The organism is Thalassospira lucentensis (genome assembly GCF_011806425.1).
Taxonomy (GTDB): domain Bacteria; phylum Pseudomonadota; class Alphaproteobacteria; order Rhodospirillales; family Thalassospiraceae; genus Thalassospira; species Thalassospira lucentensis_B.
This window is the reverse complement of record NZ_JAATOV010000006.1, coordinates 140,175-158,787: the sequence shown is the minus strand read 5'-3', so window position 1 is coordinate 158,787 and position 18,613 is coordinate 140,175. Positions and strand designations below refer to the sequence as shown.

The window sequence follows — 18,613 nt, the reverse complement described above, 5'->3', positions numbered from 1 at the left end:
TCCCAAAACGGACGTTTAGGGCAAAATCCTTCCAGATCGTGAAAACATTGTCATGGTGGCACCTGTGCTCATTGACATTGCGCGCCTTGCCACCTTTACTTGCATCATCAAATAATTGGGAGGCAAACAATGGCTAAATGTGCATTTATCGGTTTAGGCGTCATGGGGTATCCCATGGCCGGTCACCTGCAAAAAGCAGGTCACGAGGTTACCGTCTATAACCGCACGACCGCAAAAGCAAAAAAATGGGTTGCTGAATATGGCGGGGCATCCGCCGCCACCCCGGCAGAGGCCGCCAAAGGCGCCGAATTCGTCTTTTGCTGTGTTGGCAATGATGACGACTTGCGCAGCGTAACCACCGGTGACGACGGCATGCTGGCAACCATGGACAGCGGCACCGTCCTGATTGATAACACCACCGCATCTGCCGACGTTGCACGCGAAATCTATGCGCAGGCAAAAGACAAGGGCATTTCGTTTATTGATGCCCCTGTATCTGGTGGTCAGGCTGGTGCTGAAAACGGCGTTTTGACGGTGATGTGTGGTGGCGATCAAGATGCCTTTGATCGCGCCGCCCCAGTGATTGACGCCTTTTCAAAATCCTGCAAATTGATGGGCGAAAGTGGTTCTGGCCAACTGACCAAAATGGTCAACCAGATTTGCATCGCCGGCCTTGTTCAAGGCTTGTCCGAAGGGGTTAATTTCGGGGTCAAAGCCGGGCTTGATATGTCAAAGGTCCTTGATGTGATTTCCAAGGGCGCGGCTGGCAGCTGGCAAATGGAAAACCGTGGCAGCACCATGGTTAAAAACGAATTTGATTTCGGCTTTGCCGTTGATTGGATGCGCAAAGACCTTGGCATTTGCCTTGAAGAATCCAAACGCAATGGCGCCCGCCTGCCCGTTACGGCATTGGTTGATCAATTCTATGCCCAGGTACAGGAACGCGGCGGCAATCGTTGGGATACCTCAAGCCTGATTGATTTGCTGTCTCGCGGCTAAGCTTCGCCGGACCGAACAAAAACAAAAAAAAACGCGGCACATTGGCCGCGTTTTTTCTTTTTTACTTACCTTCATCAGCATCCTCACCGATGAAGTGACGATGATTACAGACCTGCGCGCAAAAGCGGCTCAAGCTGATTGCGGTAATTGGCAAGTGAACCGCCTTCAAAATACCCGACAGCACATTCAAGGACGGAATCGCGGAATGCTTCTGCATCCGTCTCTTTGCCATCCTCGGTTTCTGCTTTTGCCTTTTCACGCTCCGCAGCACCACCGAACCGATCCATGGTGATGTCACGTTCACAACTTTTCGCGTCCACCGATGCCAATGACTGACGCGGATCACGGCGACGGGATGGCAAGGCATGGGCGAGGTCAATTTCGCGTTCGAACTCTTCTTCATCCGCACGCAAGACTTCGATATCTGGCACCACACCATTGCCCTGAACAATATGGTCTTCCGGGGTGGTGTAATAACCGGTGGTAATTTTGACACCACCGCCAGATGTCAGCGGCATGATGCGCTGCATTGATCCTTTGCCAAATGACCGTTCACCAATGATCACGCCACGTCCGTTCTCTCGCAACGCTGCGGCCATCAATTCCGCACCCGATGCCGATCCACGATCAAGCAGGATCACCATCGGAACACCGTCAAAGTAATCCGATACATCCGCTTCGTAGCGACGCAATTTGCGTTCGCCGCGGCCTTCGGTGGCAACAATCAAACCACCCGTCAGGAACTGATCTGCGATATCGGCAGCACTATCAAGCAGCCCACCGGGATTCCGGCGCAAATCAACAACGATCCCGCGCGGTTTCGCAATCTTGCTTTGCAATTGGGATAGATAGTCTTGGGTTTGCTCAAGCGTTGTCGCATCAAACCGCGACACACGGATATAGGCAATATCATTGTCGATTGTTGCAGCGGTGACAGATGGCACTTCGATGCGGGCACGCTTTACAGTAACATCGAAACTTTCTTTCCCGCGCATAATGGTCAAGGTCACCGGATCGCCGACACGCCCGCGCATGCGTCGAACGGCCTCGGATATCGGTTCCCCATTCATCTCATATCCGTCGATATGGGTAATACGGTCGTCTGGCTGCAGGCCTGCACGTGCTGCTGGGGTGTCATCAATCGGCGAAACAACGCGAATACGTTTTTCATCATCAAGTGAAATGACAATCCCAACACCGGCAAAGCTGCCTTCGGTGCTTTCTTGCAGGCGACGGAACATATCGGGCGTCATATAGGCACTGTGCGGATCAAGCGCATGCAAGTTTTCATCCAAAACCGCACCGACGACACCGGTTGGCGACGGGTCCTCGACCTCAAGGCCATCAAGTTCGGCAATGCTATTTTGAACAAAGACAGGAACATCAATCTGTTCGACATAGGTTTCAGACAAAACCTTTACTGCTTCTACATAAAGCTTGTCGGCACGCGCAAACTCATCATCGGTTGCATCAACCTTTACGTGATCGCGGTACGCATCAAGAAACAGTTGCTCTTCATGACTTGGCCATACCGGCCCAGCGCAGGCGACCAATCTTGTCCCGGCAAATGAAATCAGCACCGCAAACAAAATCGGTAATATTCCTTTGCGCAGCAATAGCCCACTCCTGTCTTGTCTTTTGGATTTTCGATTGAAACTCAGTTTCGCGCCATCCAAGTTTAGCTTGACCAGCGAAGGTTGGCGACCCCCTGACTGGATTTATCATCAAATTAATATGGACGCGCGCGCCTGCTTTGCCAGTGCTAACGGTGGTGCGGCCCATCGAACCAAGGCTGCGACCAATGTATGCGGCCCGTTTAAGGCCTATTTTACGAAACGGGCTGGTACTTCGCCGGTTGCGCGGTTATGGTGTTAGTTAACAAACAAAGTTGGCAAAAAGCTGACACTTCCGAGCGGGCGCCTCACATTTCAGGGAGACGTCTTTTTCCATGACTGACTTTACACCCCCACTACAAGATTTCCGTTTTCTGATCCATGACGTGATCGGAATAGACACCCTCGCCTCCTTGCCGGCATTTACCGAAATCAGCCCGGACCTCGTCGATGCCATCCTTGAAGAAGCCGGAAAGTTTGCTTCATCGGTGCTAGCTCCCCTGAACCGTGTTGGCGATCAAGAAGGTGCCACCCTTCTTTCTGATGGCACCGTTCGCACACCAACGGGCTGGAAAGAGGCCTATGCACAGTTTTGCGATGGCGGATGGCAGGGAATTTCCGCCCCAGAGGCCAACGGTGGCATGGGGCTTCCGATCCTTTTGGGCGCGTGCGTTGCCGAAATGTGGCAGTCGGCAAATATGGCCTTTGCGCTTTGCCCGATGCTGACAGCCGGCGCGATAGAGGCGCTTACCATTCATGGGACTTCTCAGCAGCGCGCCCTTTATCTTTCGCGCCTCGTCAGCGGCGAATGGACAGGCACTATGAACCTGACCGAGCCACAAGCGGGATCGGATCTGTCAAAAGTACGTACAATGGCCGTTCCGCAAAATGATGGAAGCTACGCCATTAGCGGGCAAAAAATCTACATTACCTATGGCGATCACGAGATGACCGAAAATATCGTCCATCTTGTCTTGGCTAGAACACCCGGCGCGCCAGATGGGGTTAAAGGCATTTCCCTGTTCATTGTGCCAAAGTTCCTTGTTTCCGAAACCGGCGAAATCGGAAAACGCAATGACGTTTCATGTGTCTCGCTTGAACATAAACTTGGAATTCACGCCAGCCCCACGGCGGTTTTGTCCTTTGGCGACCAGAGTGGCGCGATTGGATATCTTGTCGGCGAAGAAGGCAACGGCCTCGCCTGCATGTTTACCATGATGAACAACGCACGTCTGGCGGTTGGCCAACAAGGCGTTGCGATTTCAGAACGCGCTTATCAACAGGCGCTGGCATACAGCCATCAACGCAAACAGGGCAAAGCCAGCACCGGCGATGATGCACCGATTATCATGCATGGCGATGTTCAGCGGATGTTGATGCGCATGCGATCCTCGACCGAGGCCGCGCGCGCCCTTTCGCTCTATGCTGCAACCCAGCTTGATATTGCGCATCACGAGATCGATGAAAACCTCCGCACGGCAGCCAAGGCTCGTGCGGACCTTTTAATCCCGCTGGTAAAGGCATGGTCGACCGACCTTGGCGTCGATAACGCTTCCCTTGGCATTCAAGTGCATGGTGGGATGGGATTTATCGAAGAAACGGGTGCAGCTCAACATCTGCGCGATGCCCGTATTGCACCAATTTATGAGGGCACAAACGGCATTCAAGCCCTTGATTTCATCGGCCGAAAAGTACTGCGTGATCAGGCGCACGCATTAAACGCACTAATTTCCGATGCGCGCGCTACTGTCGAAACCGCACTTTCAACCGAACCGAACAACCGCCCCCTAAAAACTGCTGCAAACCAACTGAAAACTGCCCTTTCGCAGCTTGGTGAAAGCACCGATCTCGTTCTTGATCGCTGCAATAAAGATTCCGAAATGGCGCAAGCTTTGGCATCGCCTTATTTGCGTCAGGCTGCTCTTTGTATTTCTGGTTGGTTGATGCTTCGCGCCCTGATGGCTGCAAGCAACGCGCCGGAACCAAGCGATTTTCTCTGGCGCAAGATCTCGTCCTGCCACTTTTTCTTTTCTCAATTGCTGCCAGAGGCGGCATTTGTGGCGGCCCAAATTGCCAATTGTGACACGGCTGAGCTTCACGAAACGCAGCCACTATTTTGACAAACTCGATACCGAAAGTGCGTCCGCGCTGACACCTTACTGAGGTTTGACCAAAAGTGTCACAGTACGTTCGTTTCACCGCCCGATTTTCACCCCCAGATGAAACAGCTTGCTTAAACTGGCAACATTCGTAAATTCCGCACGATTTGCACGCTTTTAAAAGCAATTTACTGTTTCGGTTTCTGATTGCTTGTCTATAATCCGCCCGATGAATCGCTTAACCAGATATATGCTCAAGCAGCAGCTGATTTTGATGGTCTTTGTGACACTGGGTCTTCTCTGTGTCATTTGGCTATCGCAAAGCTTGCGTTTTGTGGAAATGATTGTGAACCGGGGCCTGTCGGTCTCGGTATTTTTGCAGCTAACCTCGCTGCTTTTGCCTAGTTTCCTTGCGATTATCCTACCGATCTCGCTGTTTTTCGTTGTGGTGTTTACCTACAACAAGCTTATTCAGGATCGTGAGTTGATTGTAATGCGCGCTGCGGGGTTAAGCCAATGGGCCTTGGTCAAACCGACCCTAATACTCGCGCTTATGACAGCGGCATTTGGTTATTTTTTGACCCTGTTTTATTTGCCTTATAGCTACCAACAGTTCAAAGAACTGCAATTTTCAATCCGAAATGATTTTTCATCGGTACTTCTGCAAGAAGGCAGCTTTACCGATTTGGACGGATTGACCGTCTATGTCCGTGAAGTTGGGCGCGACAACGAACTGCTCGGCATTCTGGTCCATGATGCACGTGATCCCAAAAATCAAAGTACCATGATGGCAAAACATGGTGCTCTGGTTCGTACCAACGAGGGTCCGCGCATTGTGCTTCTTGATGGAAATCGTCAGGAAGTAAATCCGGATGATGGCACAATGTCGATCCTCTATTTTGATCGCTATGCCGTTGATATTGCGCACACAGCTGAAGACCCAACATTGCGGTACCGCGACGCACGTGAACGCAGTGTCTTCAATCTGTTGACAGGTACGCCACCAGACATTTCGGCAAATGATATTGGCGCATTTCGCGCTGAGGGGCATGATCGCTTGATCTCACCCTTATATGCGATTGGTTTTGCCAGCATTGCTCTTGCTGTCCTTGTTTCGAGCAGTTTTTCAAGGCGCGGTCAAACCGGCCGCCTTTTGGCCGCGATTGGCGTTATGGTGATCAATCAGGCGATCGCGATTGCGATGAAAAACCTTGCGGCAAAAAACCCGGCCCTTATTCCCTTAATGTATATCAACGTCCTCCTGCCAATTGTATTAGGCCTTTACTGGACTCTCCGCGGACCACAAATCCGCGCTAAGCGCGCTACCAGTGAAGAGGCGAAAGCATGAGAATTTCTCCGACACTGACCTGGTATTTCGGCAAACATGTCCTAATTTCGATCTTAGGCATTTTGGCCCTTCTAATCGGCCTGATCATGATCGGTGACAGCATCGAATTGTTGCGCCGAGCGGCTGGAAAGCCAAATGCAACTGTAAGCATCGTCTTTCAAATGGCTGCTGGCCGCATTCCGTTCATGACGGAAAAGGTTTTGCCGTTTGCTGTGTTGTTTGGCTCGATGTTTTCCTTCTGGAAGCTCACGGGCAATCAAGAACTAATTGTCACCCGTGCGGCGGGAGTTTCAGCATGGCAGTTCCTTTTACCACCGATTGCGTGCGCACTGATCCTTGGTATTCTTCAGGTCACCGCACTGAACCCGCTATCGTCCATATTGCTTCAGCGATACGAAACGCTTGAAGCACGCTACCTTCAAAACAAAGTCAGCGTGATGAACCTATCATCAAGCGGGCTTTGGCTGCGCCAAGGGACACAAGACGGCCAAGCTGTGATTTATGCCCGCGATGTGCGTAGTCAGGAAAGTGACAGAATCGATCTGCGTAACGTAACTGTGTTTCGTTTTGAAAATTCTGATGTCTTCACCAAACGCCTGGATGCCAAACGCGCAATTTTGGAGCCGGGGATCTGGCACTTTTATGATGTCTGGACCTTTAACCCCGGTGAAGCCAGCACATTTTCCGACGAAGTCACGCTGCCAACAAATCTTACAGCGCGGAAAATTCAAGATAGCTTTGCCTCACCAGAATCCATGTCATTTTGGGACTTAAAGCCGTTTATCAATTTACTGGAACGCGCTGGTTTTAATGCCACCCGTCATCGTATACATTTCCACAGCCTGCTGTCTCGCCCTCTTCTTTTATGTGCGATGGTCCTGATCGCGGCGGCCTTTTGTCTTAAATTTTCTCGACGCCGACGCGCGTCTATTGTTGTCGGTGGTGGGGTTGCTACCGGTTTTATTTTATATTTTTGCACCGATGTCATTTCAGCGCTCGGCGTATCTGGCGGCATACCTCCAATTTTGGCGGCATGGGCACCAGCGGGTATCTCTTTATTGCTAGGGGTTTCAACATTGCTACATCTTGAGGATGGCTAGTTCGATGGCTACGACGGGGGACATGATCAAAAAACTCGCCACCAGCACTATAATGGGATGCGGCCTGCTATTCATTGGATACGGCATTAATTCAGCAAACGCACAGACTTCGTCCACTCAAGCAGAGCAAGACGAACAGGCTCTTCTGTTTAGCGCTGATGAAGTTGATTACAATCGCGAGCTCCAAACAGTAACCGCGCGCGGCAATGTCGAGATTTCACGCGACGGTCGCATTCTTTTGGCCGATACGGTCAGCTACGACCAATCACAAGACGTGATGACCGCGTCAGGCAATGTCAGCATTACCGAACCTAACGGCGAAGTGACATTTGCGAGTTATGTCGAACTCAGCGGCGACTTCAAAAATGGGGTTGTGAAAGACATTTACGTCCTGCTTGATGAGCACACGCGCATCGCGGGCACGGGGGCACGTCGCAGTAATGGCAATTTCACCGAAATTGCCAAAGCAGTCTATTCACCCTGCGAAGTCTGTGCGGACGATAGCGACCGTGCACCGCTTTGGCGCATTCGCGCCGCACGCGTTATCCATGACGCCGAGGCCAAAACAGTTGAATATAACGACGCCCGTCTAGAGCTGGGCGGCATCCCCGTGCTTTACTCACCTTATTTTCAGCACCCAGACCCTAGCGTCAAACGCCAGTCTGGCCTTCTTGCGCCAACATTTGGTAGCACGAGCTACGTTGGATCATTTTTTGCTCAACCTTACTACTGGGCAATAGACGACAGTAAAGACGCGACCTTAACACCGATCTATACCGTAGGTGAAGGCCCCGTACTCTCGGCTCAATACCGCCAAAGATTTGACAGTGGCAAAATGGAGTTCGATGTGAGTGCTACACAAGATAGCGATGATGACTTCCAGGGCCACATTGATGCAGAAGGCCGCTTTGACATAGATGAAACTTGGCGCTGGGGTTTTGATGCTGAACAAGCCTCAGAAAAGACCTATCAATCTCGTTATGGATTTGCTTCCCCATCTGTTTTGACCTCCAATCTATTCACAGAAGGTTTCCGTGGCGCGAGCTATACACGTGTTGACGGGTATTATTTCCAAGGTCTTAAAGACGATGACCGTAGAGACACTACGCCGGTTGTCCTGCCACATATGCAGTTCCATGGCCGGACAGAACCCGCTAATTACGGTAGCTACTCGACGCTCGACATAGACGGTCTCTCTTTGACTCGAGACGTGGGTGCTGACTCGCATCGCCTATCCGCCAAAGCCGGCTGGACCCTGCCTTATATCGGATCAATGGGGGATGTAACGAAGCTCAGCTTGTCTCTTCGCAGTGACAATTACATTGTTTCCGATGTCTCTCGAAACGGCAAAAGTGACTATAGCGGTTACACAGGACGTCTGTTGCCTTTAATCGCACTTGACTGGAACATGCCCTTTGTCAGCGATCAAGGCGAATATCACCAGATTATCAAACCGATGGCCATGATGGCCTGGTCCCCGAATGGCGGAAACCCCGACGAAATATCAAACGAGGATTCACAATCGTTTGAATTTGACGACATCAACCTAATGTCTCATGACCGCTTCGGGGGACTTGACCGAGCAGAAGATGGGTTTCGTGCCAGTTATGGTTTGGAATGGGGCATTTACGGGCAATCAGGCGGCTACACCAGCGCGATGTTTGGCCAAAGCTACCGTGCGAATGACAACGATACTTTCGCACCAGGATCGGGACTTGACGAACATTTGTCAGACTATGTTGGCCGCGTAACGGTATCACCAAACGAGTATCTTGATCTTACGTACCGCTATCGCCTCGATAGTGAAGACTTCTCCGCACGTCGAAACCAAGTATCGGCAACCGCCGGATCACTCAATACATTGCGCATCAACACCACATATGTTCATTTTACCGACGACGCAGGCAGCGAAGAGTTCAATGAACGCGAAGAACTGTACTTTATAGCTGAGCGCAAATTTAGCGATTTTTGGTCTGGCATGGCATATGCGCGTTATGACATTGATCAGTCTGCCCCACTTGAGTACGGTGCAGGGTTTGTATACGAGGATGAGTGCTTCCTCTTTGATGGTCAGGTCCGCCGTACCTTCTATCAGGATCAGGACTTGGGCCAGTCTGACGAATTTTTGTTCCGCCTCGTGTTTAAGTCATTGGGCGAATTTGCATCTGCAGCCGGATTATAAGATAGAATGATTTCAAAACTTTCGACTTTCACACTCAAGAACGTCTTTGTCATTCTAAGCACCATTATAATGGTGTCGGCAGTCGGCACTGCGCGTGCGCAGTCGCCAGTCGGTGTGGCAGCGGTGGTGAATGACGAGCCGATTTCGATTATTGATCTTGTCGAGCGCCTCAAACTCGTTGCCGTGTCGTCAAACATCGAGATGACAGCACAAAAAAGCAATGAAATGGCGCCGCAGATCCTGCAGCAGTTGATCAACGAAAAGCTGCAAATGCAAGAAGCCGAGCGACGCGGCATTGAGGTCAAGCAGAGCGATATTGACGTCGCAAAAGCGACGATCGAAAAAAACGCTGGGCTGCCAGACGGTATGCTCGATCAGTTTCTTGAGCAACGCGGGGTCGCACCTTCCACTATTGAAGAGCAGATCAAACCGCAAGTCGCATGGCAGAAGCTCCTTGGAACAATGCGCCGCGACGTTGAAATTTCTGATGCCGAGATCGATGAGAACCTTGCACGGATCGAAAGCAACCAAGGGAAACCGCGCAACCGCGTTCAGGAAATATTCCTGCCTGTTGATAATCCACAAGACAGTGCAAAGGTGTATCAGACCGCGCAAGAAGTTCTGCAAGCCCTGTCAAAAGGCGCTGATTTCGGTGGTCTCGCGCGACAAATTTCAGCAAGCACAAGTGCCGCAACCGGTGGTGACATGGGTTGGCTATATGCCGGCGAAATTTCAAGCGAGCTGCAGCAAGCCATTAACCAGCTTGAGCCCGGACAAGTCAGTGCGCCGATCCAAACCATCCGCGGATATTATATCATTAAGCTACTCGACCGTCGTCGTGGTGACGCGGCCGCCATTACCGACACCCGACTAGACCTTTATCAGCTGTTTGTTCCCGTTTCAGAGAGCGAGAGCGAAGAGCAAATAAAGGCAAAGCTTGATGTGCTTAACAACACCAAGCAAACCGCGGATAGCTGTCAGGCCCTGGCAAATGTTGCCGTAGACCTTGGTTCGGAACTGAGCGGCGAGATGAAAGGCATTTCGCCAAATGATCTGTCTGGTCCCGTAAGCCGCGCGGTCAGCGGTCTGGAAAAGGGGCAGGTTTCCGATATTATTCGTGTTGATGGTGGCGCGCTCCTGGTGATGGTTTGCGATAAAACCGAAAAAAGCAACCTGCCCGATCGCAAAAGCGTTGAAAACAGGCTGCTGATGGAGCGGCTCGATATTCTCGCACGCCGAAAACTCCGTGAGCTCCGCCGCGAAGCCTTCATTGATATCCGCATATAATAATCGGTTCAGAGGGGCAGTCACATGACCAAGATCGCGCCAATCGCCTTAACAATCGGCGAGCCTGGTGGCATCGGGCCGGAGCTCGCCCTTAAGGCATGGCTGCGCCGAACAGAAGACGCTCTGTTACCGTTTTGCCTTCTGGCCCCGATGAGGATCATCGAACAGACTGTCAAACAAACCGGGTTCAATGTCCCGGTTGTTTGCGTCTCCGATATTTCTGAAACGCATGACGTGTTTGCAAACGCGTTGCCGGTTCTGGATTTGGATGACGTCGATGCCCCGATTATCTCTGGCACGGCGTCCCCCGCAACAGCACAGATTGTCATTGATAGCATCACCCATGCGGTCACATTGACCAACGAAAACGCGGCCAGTGCAGTTGTCACCAACCCGATCCAGAAAAGTGCCCTTTATGCCGCCGGGTTCAAACACCCTGGCCATACAGAATTTCTTGCGGAATTGGCCGGTCCCGGCACAATCCCCGTGATGATGCTGGCCAATTCAAAACTTCGGGTCGTGCCGCTGACAATCCACATCGCCCTGTCTGAAGTCCCCAAACAACTCACCAGCACACTGATTGGACAATTGTGCCATATCACAGCGGACGCCATGAAACGCGATTTCGGGGTGGCAAACCCGCGCATCGCCATTGCTGGGATCAACCCGCATGCGGGCGAAGACGGCACCATTGGCCTTGAAGAACAGACCATTATGATCCCGGCGATCAAAAAGCTGCGCGACGAAGGGCTGAACGTGATCGGGCCCATGCCCGCCGATACCATGTTCCATGACGAAGCCCGCGCGGAATATGATGTCGCTCTGTGCCCCTATCATGATCAGGCACTCATTCCAGTTAAGACGCTTGATTTTCATGGTGGTGTCAATGTCACCTTGGGATTACCTTTTATCCGGACATCCCCCGATCACGGCACAGCACTTAACATCGCGGGCAAAGGCATTGCCCGCCCCGATAGCCTGATCGGCGCCCTTAAAATGGCGTCCGATATGGCCCATAAACGCCTTTCAACAGGAGCCTGACCGAACGTGTCAGAAGACAATTTCCCATCGGGCAAGCTCGCCAATGACGGTCTGCCGCCGCTACGCGACGTAATCGCGACCCATGATTTGTCGGCACAAAAGAAATTCGGCCAAAACTTCTTGTTTGACCTGAACTTGACCGGGCGCATTGCACGTGCGGCAGCACCGCTTGACGATGCCACTGTCATCGAAATCGGACCGGGACCTGGCGGCTTGACCCGGGCACTTCTGTTTAATGGTGCCAAAAACTTGACCGTGATTGAACGCGATCCGCGCTGCCAGCCTGTGCTCGCGCAGATTAGCAATCATTATCCCGGCGCCTTACACGTTATTGATGGCGATGCGTTGGAGGTCGATGTCACAACACTTGGCCCTGCCCCGCGCAAGATTGTCGCCAACTTGCCCTATAATGTTGGAACACAATTATTGCTGAACTGGTTGATGCAAATTGATCAGTTCGCCAGCCTGACCTTAATGTTCCAAAAGGAAGTCGCCGAACGCGTCGTCGCAAAGCCCAAAAGCAAAGCCTATGGCCGTCTTTCGGTGATATGCCAATACCTATGTGACTGCGATATCCTGTTTGACGTCCACCGAAGCGCCTTTACTCCGCCACCAAAAGTCACATCAGCAGTTGTGCAACTGCGGCCTAAGGCAGATCGCGGGACACAAATTAACCTTGCTAGCCTCGCCAAAATCACCCAAGCCGCATTTGGTCAGCGCCGCAAGATGCTACGCGCCAGTCTCAAGTCTCTCAACATAAATGTTGGGCGTCTGCTTGAAAGCACCGGTATTGTAGAAACAGCAAGAGCAGAAGAATTATCTGTCGAGGATTTTGTCCTGCTGACTGATTGTTATTCAAGACTATCGGCCAGTGAAGATAAGCAGTAATTCAGTCTCAAATAATACTTTAGAGGCGAATTAAAAGCCTATCTCCACAAACACTTTTTGGGCCTTATGAGATCATTCTGGTTTGATCCCAATTACTGACACGTAGCAGATGGATACTTTTCTAAGTAACTTTTCACGATGCGGTTTTCGAGATCTGTGTCCGTATGCTGCCACCATTCAAGCCCGAGACTACTACAACCATCTATAATATCTATGCCATTCAAGTTGTATTTGTTTTTGATTTCGACCAAATCGGATTTTTTAGAATCTCCCTCAACACGCATCAACATAGGGAGAGCATCGGCGTGTATACGACCGACATAGGTCGCTTTTCCTGATTCTACATTATAGGTTGGATATACTTCTTTTGGAGTACTTTGACCTTCAAAGAAACGATACCCCCACTCCTTAATCGAGTATTTTCCTGCTGGAATCTCTAAAGCAAAATACTTCCCGACCCTGTGTGCTTCCAAGATATCATTTGGCTGAGACATCAAGCCTCTGTCATATGTAGACAGTGCGGCTTCACGCTTGCCGGTGTTTTCATTAAAGAACAACACGTACAATCCGTGGGGTTGCGTCAAAAAATTCTCTACGACGCTTCCGACGAGCAGCCCACTTCCTCCACTCCGAGTTGCCTCAAATTTAGCGTCCGAGTCAGACATATGTGTTGGCGTGGTACACGCTGCCAATAGCAAAACTGACAAGCCTGAAAATATTTTTTTAAACAATTTAAGCCTCTTTCCTTCAAACACACAGAACAATCTAAGATTGTATTTCCATGCGCTCAGTCCGTCAAAAGCTTTTTAACAAAGTCCGGCAGGCCTGTCTGGCGTTCGCGTTTCATCCGCTCCGCCCCGATGATATGTTCAACATCGGCCAAACACCGATCAAGGTCATCATTGATCAGAACATAATCGAATTCTTCCCAATGGCTGATTTCAGCACCGGCCTTGGCCATACGTTTCATAATCACATCATCGGCATCCTGTCCGCGATCACGCAAACGGCGTTCCAGTTCGCCAGATGAAGGTGGCAAGACAAACACCGAAACAACGTCGTCACCGCCCTTTTCGCGCAACTGACGGGCACCTTGCCAATCAATATCAAACAGCACGTCACGCCCTTCTGAAAGGGCCTTCTCGACCGGGGCAGACGGCGTGCCATAGTAATTGCCAAACACTTCCGCCCACTCAAGAAGCTCATCATCGGCAATCATGTGCTTAAACGCATCGACCGACTTAAAGAAATAATGCGTACCTTCATCCTCGCCGGGGCGCGCTTCACGCGTCGTTGCTGAGACCGACAACGAAATCTTATGATCTTTTTCAAGAAGCTGACGGGTAATGGTTGTTTTACCAGCCCCTGACGGCGCACAGAAAACCAGCATCACACCACGGCGGTTATGTGGATCAATCATATCGCGTTTCCTTCCCTGCCCGCTTATTCGACGTTCTGAACCTGCTCACGGAGCTGATCAATGATCACTTTAAGCTCCATACCGCAATTGGTCAGTTCAATATCATTGGCCTTTGAACACAGGGTGTTGGCTTCGCGGTTAAATTCCTGACACAGGAAATCAAGCTTCCGGCCAATCGCCCCGCCTTTGGTCAACATGTCACGTGCGGCGATGATATGGGCTTTCAGGCGATCAATTTCTTCGCGAATGTCGGCCTTGGTGGCCAAAAGGGCGGCTTCCTGATGCAGGCGTTCTTGGTCAAATTTGCCCGCATCCATCAATTCATCGATTTGGCGTTTTAGGCGTTCCTTGATGGCATCGCCACGCGCTGATGCACAGTTTTCCGCCCGGGTCACAGTTGCTTCGATGTTATCGACGTGCCCACGCAGCATCGCGTCAAGCTTTGCCCCCTCCTCATTACGATGCGCGACCATCTGATCAATCGCATCATTCAGGCTGGCAAGAACCGCCCGATCACGGGCGTCGCGGGTGGCCTCGTCTTCCTGGGTTTCGACGGTTTCAAGCACACCGCGTACATTCATCAAATCAGCAATGGTCCCGGCCGAAAGGCTGGTGGCGCCGTCAAATTCCTGGGCGATCGAAACCAATTCAGTCAATAATTCGCGGTTCACCTGATAGGAGCCGCCCTCAGCCGCGCGCACAACATTTAAGGTAACGCCAATATTCCCGCGCTTGAACCGCTTTGACACGGCATCGCGTACCTTGGCTTCAAGGCGTTCAAAGCCGCCGTTTAAACGCACACGAACATCAAGGCCCTTGCCATTAACGCTGCGCAGTTCCCAGGTCCAGCCAAAGCCGTCCGCCGCACCATCAGTGCGCGCAAAGCCGGTCATGCTTGATACGGTCATATTTTCATCCAATTCGATTTCATGTTTGCGCGTTTATAACGGTTGTGCCCCATCACGCCAAGGCCGAACACCGATCAAGCATTGGCGCATCAAGGCATTTTCAACAATATGGTATCTGTGATGGCGTGGTTGGTCGACATTTCATAATGCTGCCCCAATGCTGCAGCATGGTCCGCGAAAATCATCCATCGACAAACAGAACTGCGTACGAGCAAACATGTCATTTCAATACCATGCGATCCTGATTACCGGTGCCAGTTCCGGTATTGGTGCCGCCCTTGCCCGCCAATTCGCCCGAACGGGTGTCACCCTGTTCATCAGCGGCCGCGATCAGACACGTCTGCGCTTGGTCGAAAATGAATGTCGGGCTGCCGGGGCCAACGTTTTTGCCGATGTGCTTGATGTCACCGAACGCGAAACCATGGCGGCTTATGTATCGCAGTGCGATGAAATCGCGTCCTTAAGCCTTGTCATTGCCAATGCCGGCATCTCGGCGGGCACGGGCGACGCAGGCGAAAGCCCCGATCAAGTCCGCGACATCTTTGCGACCAATGTCGCCGGTGTTCTAAACACCATCGACCCGGCAATTGAAAAGATGCGTGTACGCGGCCACGGTCAAATTGCGCTGGTATCGTCACAGGCATCCTGGCGGGGCTTGCCATCCGCCCCGGCATATTGTGCCAGCAAGGCCGCTATTCGCACCTATGGCGAAGGATTACGTGGTGCATTGGCACCCACCGGGATCAAGGTAAATGTCGTTTGTCCGGGCTTTGTCAAAAGCCGGATTACAGATGCCAATGATTTCCCCATGCCGTTCTTTATGCAGGCGGACAAAGCCGCACACAAAATCACCAAGGGCCTGACCCGCAACAAGGGCATGATCGCCTTCCCGTGGCAAATGAACATCATTGTCGGGATGCTTAAAATGACCCCGCAATGGCTTTTGGATTTGGCGGCATCACGGATCCCCAAAAAGTCATCTGGCATTAAGCAGCTCGAACATCGGGGCTAAACACAAAAAAAGGCGGTCGCGTTTAAAACGACCGCTTTTTTTTATTTAAATCACTACATCGCCAACGACGCTGAAACGCGAATGACCTTACTGGCTATCGCGCAGCCGCCGCCATTTGGCGACATTGCGATTATGCTCGTTTAGGGTCCGCGAAAAGGCATGCCCGCCCGTCCCATCGGCGACAAAATACAGTTCATCCGTCGGGTCTGGATGCAAAACCGCATAAATCGCATCGCGGCCCGGATTGGTGATCGGTGATGGCGGTAAGCCTGCCGTCACATAGGTGTTAAACGGGCTTTTGAACTGAAGGTCCTTACGCGTCAAAGGCCGATCAAGCCGTTCTTTCGGACTAACCGCATAGGCAACCGTCGGATCTGATTGCAGCCGCATGTTCCGGTTAAGCCGGTTAACAAACACGCCCGCAACACGCCCGCGTTCGGCGGCAACGCCTGTTTCGCGTTCAACGATTGACGCCAGAACAATGGCTTCTTCGACCGTATCAAATGGCAGGTTGGGCGCGCGACCGGGCCACAAATCACTTACCAGCGCATCATGAGCATCGCGCATACGATCAAGGATACCTTGCTTCGTATCGCCATATGAAAACTGATAGGTTTCGGGCAACAATGTGCCATCAGCCGGGATTTTGGTGATCTCGCCGGTTAAACCATCCACCAGATTGATCCGGTCAATGATTTCGCCAGAACGCAGGCCTTCTGGGATGGTGACGAACCGTCGCACGGTTTCACCATTCGCCAAAATTTCGGCCGCATGACGCGGGCTGACCCTTGCCGGGAAGGTGAACTCACCCGCCCGCAAAGACCGATCCAGGCCCGACGCACGAACGCCAGCCAAAAAGATCAGCGGCTGATCAACAATCTTTTCACGTTGGAAAATTTCGGCAATGCCGCGCACACCCGTCCCTTTGGGGATGATGATGTCGCTGCTTTGCGCAAGCTTACTGGGGGATGTGTATTGCACATAAACATACACCGCCGCCCCACCAATGGTGAGCGCGGCGGTGATGCATAAGACCCCAACAAAAAGCAGAAAACGCTTCAAGGGATGGCTCCCGTTAGGTTGGATCTGCTGTTTTAGACGCCTTTGAAGACCAAGGATGCGTTGGTACCGCCAAAGCCGAACGAATTCGACAGTGCGACGTTGACCTTACGCTGTTTGGCTTCAAGCGGAACCAAGTCGACACCTTTGCATGCTTCAGACGGATTTCGCAGGTTCAAGGTCGGTGCAACCGCACCTTCGTAGATCGCAAGGATCGAGAACACAGCTTCAATCGCGCCAGCCGCACCCAAAAGGTGACCGGTTGCTGATTTGGTCGAAGACATTGAAAGTTTAGATGCGTGATCGCCAAACAGACGCTTGACCGCACCCAACTCAATCTCATCACCCAGCGGAGTCGATGTACCATGTGCGTTGACATAGTCGACATCTTCCGGGTTCACACCAGCATTGCGCAAAGCATTACGCATCGAGCGGAAACCACCGTTACCATCAGAAGCCGGAGCCGTGATGTGATAAGCGTCGCCCGACATGCCATAGCCTGCAACTTCGGCATAAATGCGTGCACCACGTGCTTTGGCGTGTTCGTATTCTTCAAGAACAACACAACCCGCACCTTCGCCCATGACGAAACCGTCGCGCCCTTCGTCCCACGGACGGGATGCTTCGGTCGGGGTGTCGTTATAACCGGTCGACAATGCACGTGCCGCAGCAAAGCCAGCCATGCCAAGACGGCAAACAGCAGCTTCTGCACCACCTGCAACCATCACGTCGGCATCACCTAGCATGATCATGCGCGATGCATCGCCAATGGCGTGTGCGCCGGTCGAACATGCGGTCACGACTGCGTGGTTCGGGCCTTTAAGGCCATGCTTGATCGATACCTGGCCAGAGACCAGATTGATCAGGCAAGACGGAATGAAGAATGGGCTGACACGGCGGGTCTTGCCATTGTTAACCAAGTCGGATGCTTCGGAAATTTTTGGCAGTCCGCCAATTCCCGAACCAATCAGAACACCAGTGTTTTCCTGATCTTCATCGGTTTCAGGTTTCCAACCGGAATCGGCAAGAGCCTGATCAGCAGCGGCAATACCATAGACGATAAAATCGTCCATTTTTTTCATGTCTTTAACAGAAACATGATCTTCCGCGTTGAAAAGTCCGTCCCCTTCGCCGCGCGGCACAAGGCCCGCGATCTTCGCAGGGATGTCGGACACATCGAACGTGTCGATGTTCTTGATTCCAGATTGGCCAGCAAGCAGTTTCTGCCACGTATTCTGTGCGCCGCTAGCAAGCGGTGTAACAGCACCAATACCGGTAACAACTACGCGTCTCATCCCGCACTACGCCTTTATTTTATGAATAATCCAGCAAAGACGAAAAGGGCGCCTGAGGATGCCCTCTGGCGCCCATGTCTCACAGCAAAATTAGCTGTTAGCTTTTTCGATGAAGTCAATCGCGTCTTTGACGGTCAGAATTTTCTCAGCTGCGTCATCAGGGATTTCGCAACCAAATTCTTCTTCAAACGCCATAACCAGCTCGACAGTGTCCAGGCTGTCTGCGCCCAGATCGTCGATGAAGCTGGCGTTTTCAGTGACCTTGTCTTCTTCAACACCAAGGTGTTCGACAACGATCTTCTTCACGCGATCTGCGACATCACTCATAGTTCAAATCCTTCAATAGGTTTTCTGTCAGTTAT

At 51.8% G+C, this 18,613-nt stretch carries 16 protein-coding genes; 9 read left to right on the top strand and 7 right to left on the bottom strand.

Features of this window, described 5'->3' with window-relative positions; all coding sequences use genetic code 11:
- Positions 1-99: 99 nt before the first annotated feature.
- Entirely contained in the window at positions 100-999 is a 900-nt protein-coding gene (locus tag HCZ99_RS17370; RefSeq protein ID WP_303047859.1) for an NAD(P)-dependent oxidoreductase, read from the top strand.
- A gap of 104 nt (positions 1,000-1,103) precedes the next feature.
- Here the strand turns inward: HCZ99_RS17370 and HCZ99_RS17365 are convergent, their stop codons facing one another.
- Positions 1,104-2,615 (bottom strand): S41 family peptidase, encoded by a 1,512-nt coding sequence (locus tag HCZ99_RS17365; RefSeq protein ID WP_254869701.1) that lies wholly within the window; start codon positions 2,613-2,615, stop codon positions 1,104-1,106.
- A 332-nt stretch (positions 2,616-2,947) separates the two neighbouring features.
- On the opposite strand from HCZ99_RS17365, the gene HCZ99_RS17360 reads away from it, so the two are divergent.
- From HCZ99_RS17360 to rsmA, 7 genes are all read left to right on the top strand, one after another.
- Positions 2,948-4,732, top strand: coding sequence for an acyl-CoA dehydrogenase (locus HCZ99_RS17360; protein ID WP_167448274.1), 1,785 nt, complete (start codon positions 2,948-2,950; stop codon positions 4,730-4,732).
- A 229-nt stretch (positions 4,733-4,961) separates the two neighbouring features.
- Positions 4,962-6,059 (top strand): LPS export ABC transporter permease LptF, encoded by a 1,098-nt coding sequence (gene lptF / locus HCZ99_RS17355; RefSeq protein ID WP_167448273.1) that lies wholly within the window; start codon positions 4,962-4,964, stop codon positions 6,057-6,059.
- Entirely contained in the window at positions 6,056-7,159 is a 1,104-nt protein-coding gene (gene lptG, locus HCZ99_RS17350) for an LPS export ABC transporter permease LptG (RefSeq protein WP_167448272.1), read from the top strand. Before lptF ends, lptG begins: the two co-directional genes overlap by 4 nt.
- Positions 7,160-7,181: 22 nt before the next feature.
- Positions 7,182-9,341, top strand: a complete 2,160-nt coding sequence (locus tag HCZ99_RS17345) for an LPS-assembly protein LptD (protein ID WP_254869700.1) — start codon at positions 7,182-7,184, stop codon at positions 9,339-9,341.
- A gap of 6 nt (positions 9,342-9,347) precedes the next feature.
- A complete protein-coding gene (locus HCZ99_RS17340) occupies positions 9,348-10,628 on the top strand; it encodes a peptidylprolyl isomerase (RefSeq protein WP_167448270.1) in 1,281 nt (426 codons plus the stop codon).
- Between the two features lie 24 nt (positions 10,629-10,652).
- Positions 10,653-11,669, top strand: a complete 1,017-nt coding sequence (gene pdxA, locus HCZ99_RS17335) for a 4-hydroxythreonine-4-phosphate dehydrogenase PdxA (protein WP_167448269.1) — start codon at positions 10,653-10,655, stop codon at positions 11,667-11,669.
- A 6-nt stretch (positions 11,670-11,675) separates the two neighbouring features.
- Positions 11,676-12,557 carry a 16S rRNA (adenine(1518)-N(6)/adenine(1519)-N(6))-dimethyltransferase RsmA gene (rsmA, locus tag HCZ99_RS17330; protein WP_167448268.1) on the top strand — a complete coding sequence of 294 codons (882 nt, stop codon included), beginning with the start codon at positions 11,676-11,678 and terminating at the stop codon, positions 12,555-12,557.
- Between the two features lie 92 nt (positions 12,558-12,649).
- On the opposite strand, the gene HCZ99_RS17325 is transcribed toward rsmA, so the two are convergent.
- From HCZ99_RS17325 to HCZ99_RS17315, 3 genes are read right to left on the bottom strand one after another with little or no spacing between them, the layout of a single operon-like run.
- Positions 12,650-13,312 (bottom strand): hypothetical protein, encoded by a 663-nt coding sequence (locus HCZ99_RS17325; protein ID WP_167448267.1) that lies wholly within the window; start codon positions 13,310-13,312, stop codon positions 12,650-12,652.
- Between the two features lie 32 nt (positions 13,313-13,344).
- A complete protein-coding gene (gene gmk / locus HCZ99_RS17320; protein WP_167448266.1) occupies positions 13,345-13,977 on the bottom strand; it encodes a guanylate kinase in 633 nt (210 codons plus the stop codon).
- A 23-nt stretch (positions 13,978-14,000) separates the two neighbouring features.
- Complete coding sequence (locus HCZ99_RS17315; RefSeq protein ID WP_167448265.1) at positions 14,001-14,885, bottom strand: YicC/YloC family endoribonuclease; 885 nt, start codon at positions 14,883-14,885, stop codon at positions 14,001-14,003.
- A 217-nt stretch (positions 14,886-15,102) separates the two neighbouring features.
- On the opposite strand from HCZ99_RS17315, the gene HCZ99_RS17310 reads away from it, so the two are divergent.
- On the top strand, positions 15,103-15,897 hold the full coding sequence (locus tag HCZ99_RS17310; RefSeq protein WP_167448264.1) for an SDR family NAD(P)-dependent oxidoreductase: 795 nt from the start codon (positions 15,103-15,105) through the stop codon (positions 15,895-15,897).
- A gap of 87 nt (positions 15,898-15,984) precedes the next feature.
- Here the strand turns inward: HCZ99_RS17310 and mltG are convergent, their stop codons facing one another.
- From mltG to HCZ99_RS17295, 3 genes are all read right to left on the bottom strand, one after another.
- A complete protein-coding gene (gene mltG / locus HCZ99_RS17305) occupies positions 15,985-16,959 on the bottom strand; it encodes an endolytic transglycosylase MltG (protein ID WP_167448263.1) in 975 nt (324 codons plus the stop codon).
- A gap of 32 nt (positions 16,960-16,991) precedes the next feature.
- Positions 16,992-18,251, bottom strand: a complete 1,260-nt coding sequence (fabF, locus tag HCZ99_RS17300) for a beta-ketoacyl-ACP synthase II (RefSeq protein ID WP_167448262.1) — start codon at positions 18,249-18,251, stop codon at positions 16,992-16,994.
- Positions 18,252-18,341: 90 nt separating this feature from the next.
- Positions 18,342-18,578 (bottom strand): acyl carrier protein, encoded by a 237-nt coding sequence (locus tag HCZ99_RS17295; protein WP_022730267.1) that lies wholly within the window; start codon positions 18,576-18,578, stop codon positions 18,342-18,344.
- Between the last annotated feature and the right edge of the window lie 35 nt (positions 18,579-18,613).

Coding starts and splice junctions, on each gene's coding strand:
- HCZ99_RS17360 (WP_167448274.1), top strand. CDS start 2,948: ATGACTGACTTTACACCCCCACTACAAGATTTCCGTTTTCTGATCCAT.
- lptF (WP_167448273.1), top strand. CDS start 4,962: ATGCTCAAGCAGCAGCTGATTTTGATGGTCTTTGTGACACTGGGTCTT.
- lptG (WP_167448272.1), top strand. CDS start 6,056: ATGAGAATTTCTCCGACACTGACCTGGTATTTCGGCAAACATGTCCTA.
- HCZ99_RS17345 (WP_254869700.1), top strand. CDS start 7,182: ATGATCAAAAAACTCGCCACCAGCACTATAATGGGATGCGGCCTGCTA.
- HCZ99_RS17340 (WP_167448270.1), top strand. CDS start 9,348: ATGATTTCAAAACTTTCGACTTTCACACTCAAGAACGTCTTTGTCATT.
- pdxA (WP_167448269.1), top strand. CDS start 10,653: ATGACCAAGATCGCGCCAATCGCCTTAACAATCGGCGAGCCTGGTGGC.
- gmk (WP_167448266.1), bottom strand. CDS start 13,977: ATGATTGATCCACATAACCGCCGTGGTGTGATGCTGGTTTTCTGTGCG.
- HCZ99_RS17315 (WP_167448265.1), bottom strand. CDS start 14,885: ATGACCGTATCAAGCATGACCGGCTTTGCGCGCACTGATGGTGCGGCG.
- HCZ99_RS17310 (WP_167448264.1), top strand. CDS start 15,103: ATGTCATTTCAATACCATGCGATCCTGATTACCGGTGCCAGTTCCGGT.
- fabF (WP_167448262.1), bottom strand. CDS start 18,251: ATGAGACGCGTAGTTGTTACCGGTATTGGTGCTGTTACACCGCTTGCT.
- HCZ99_RS17295 (WP_022730267.1), bottom strand. CDS start 18,578: ATGAGTGATGTCGCAGATCGCGTGAAGAAGATCGTTGTCGAACACCTT.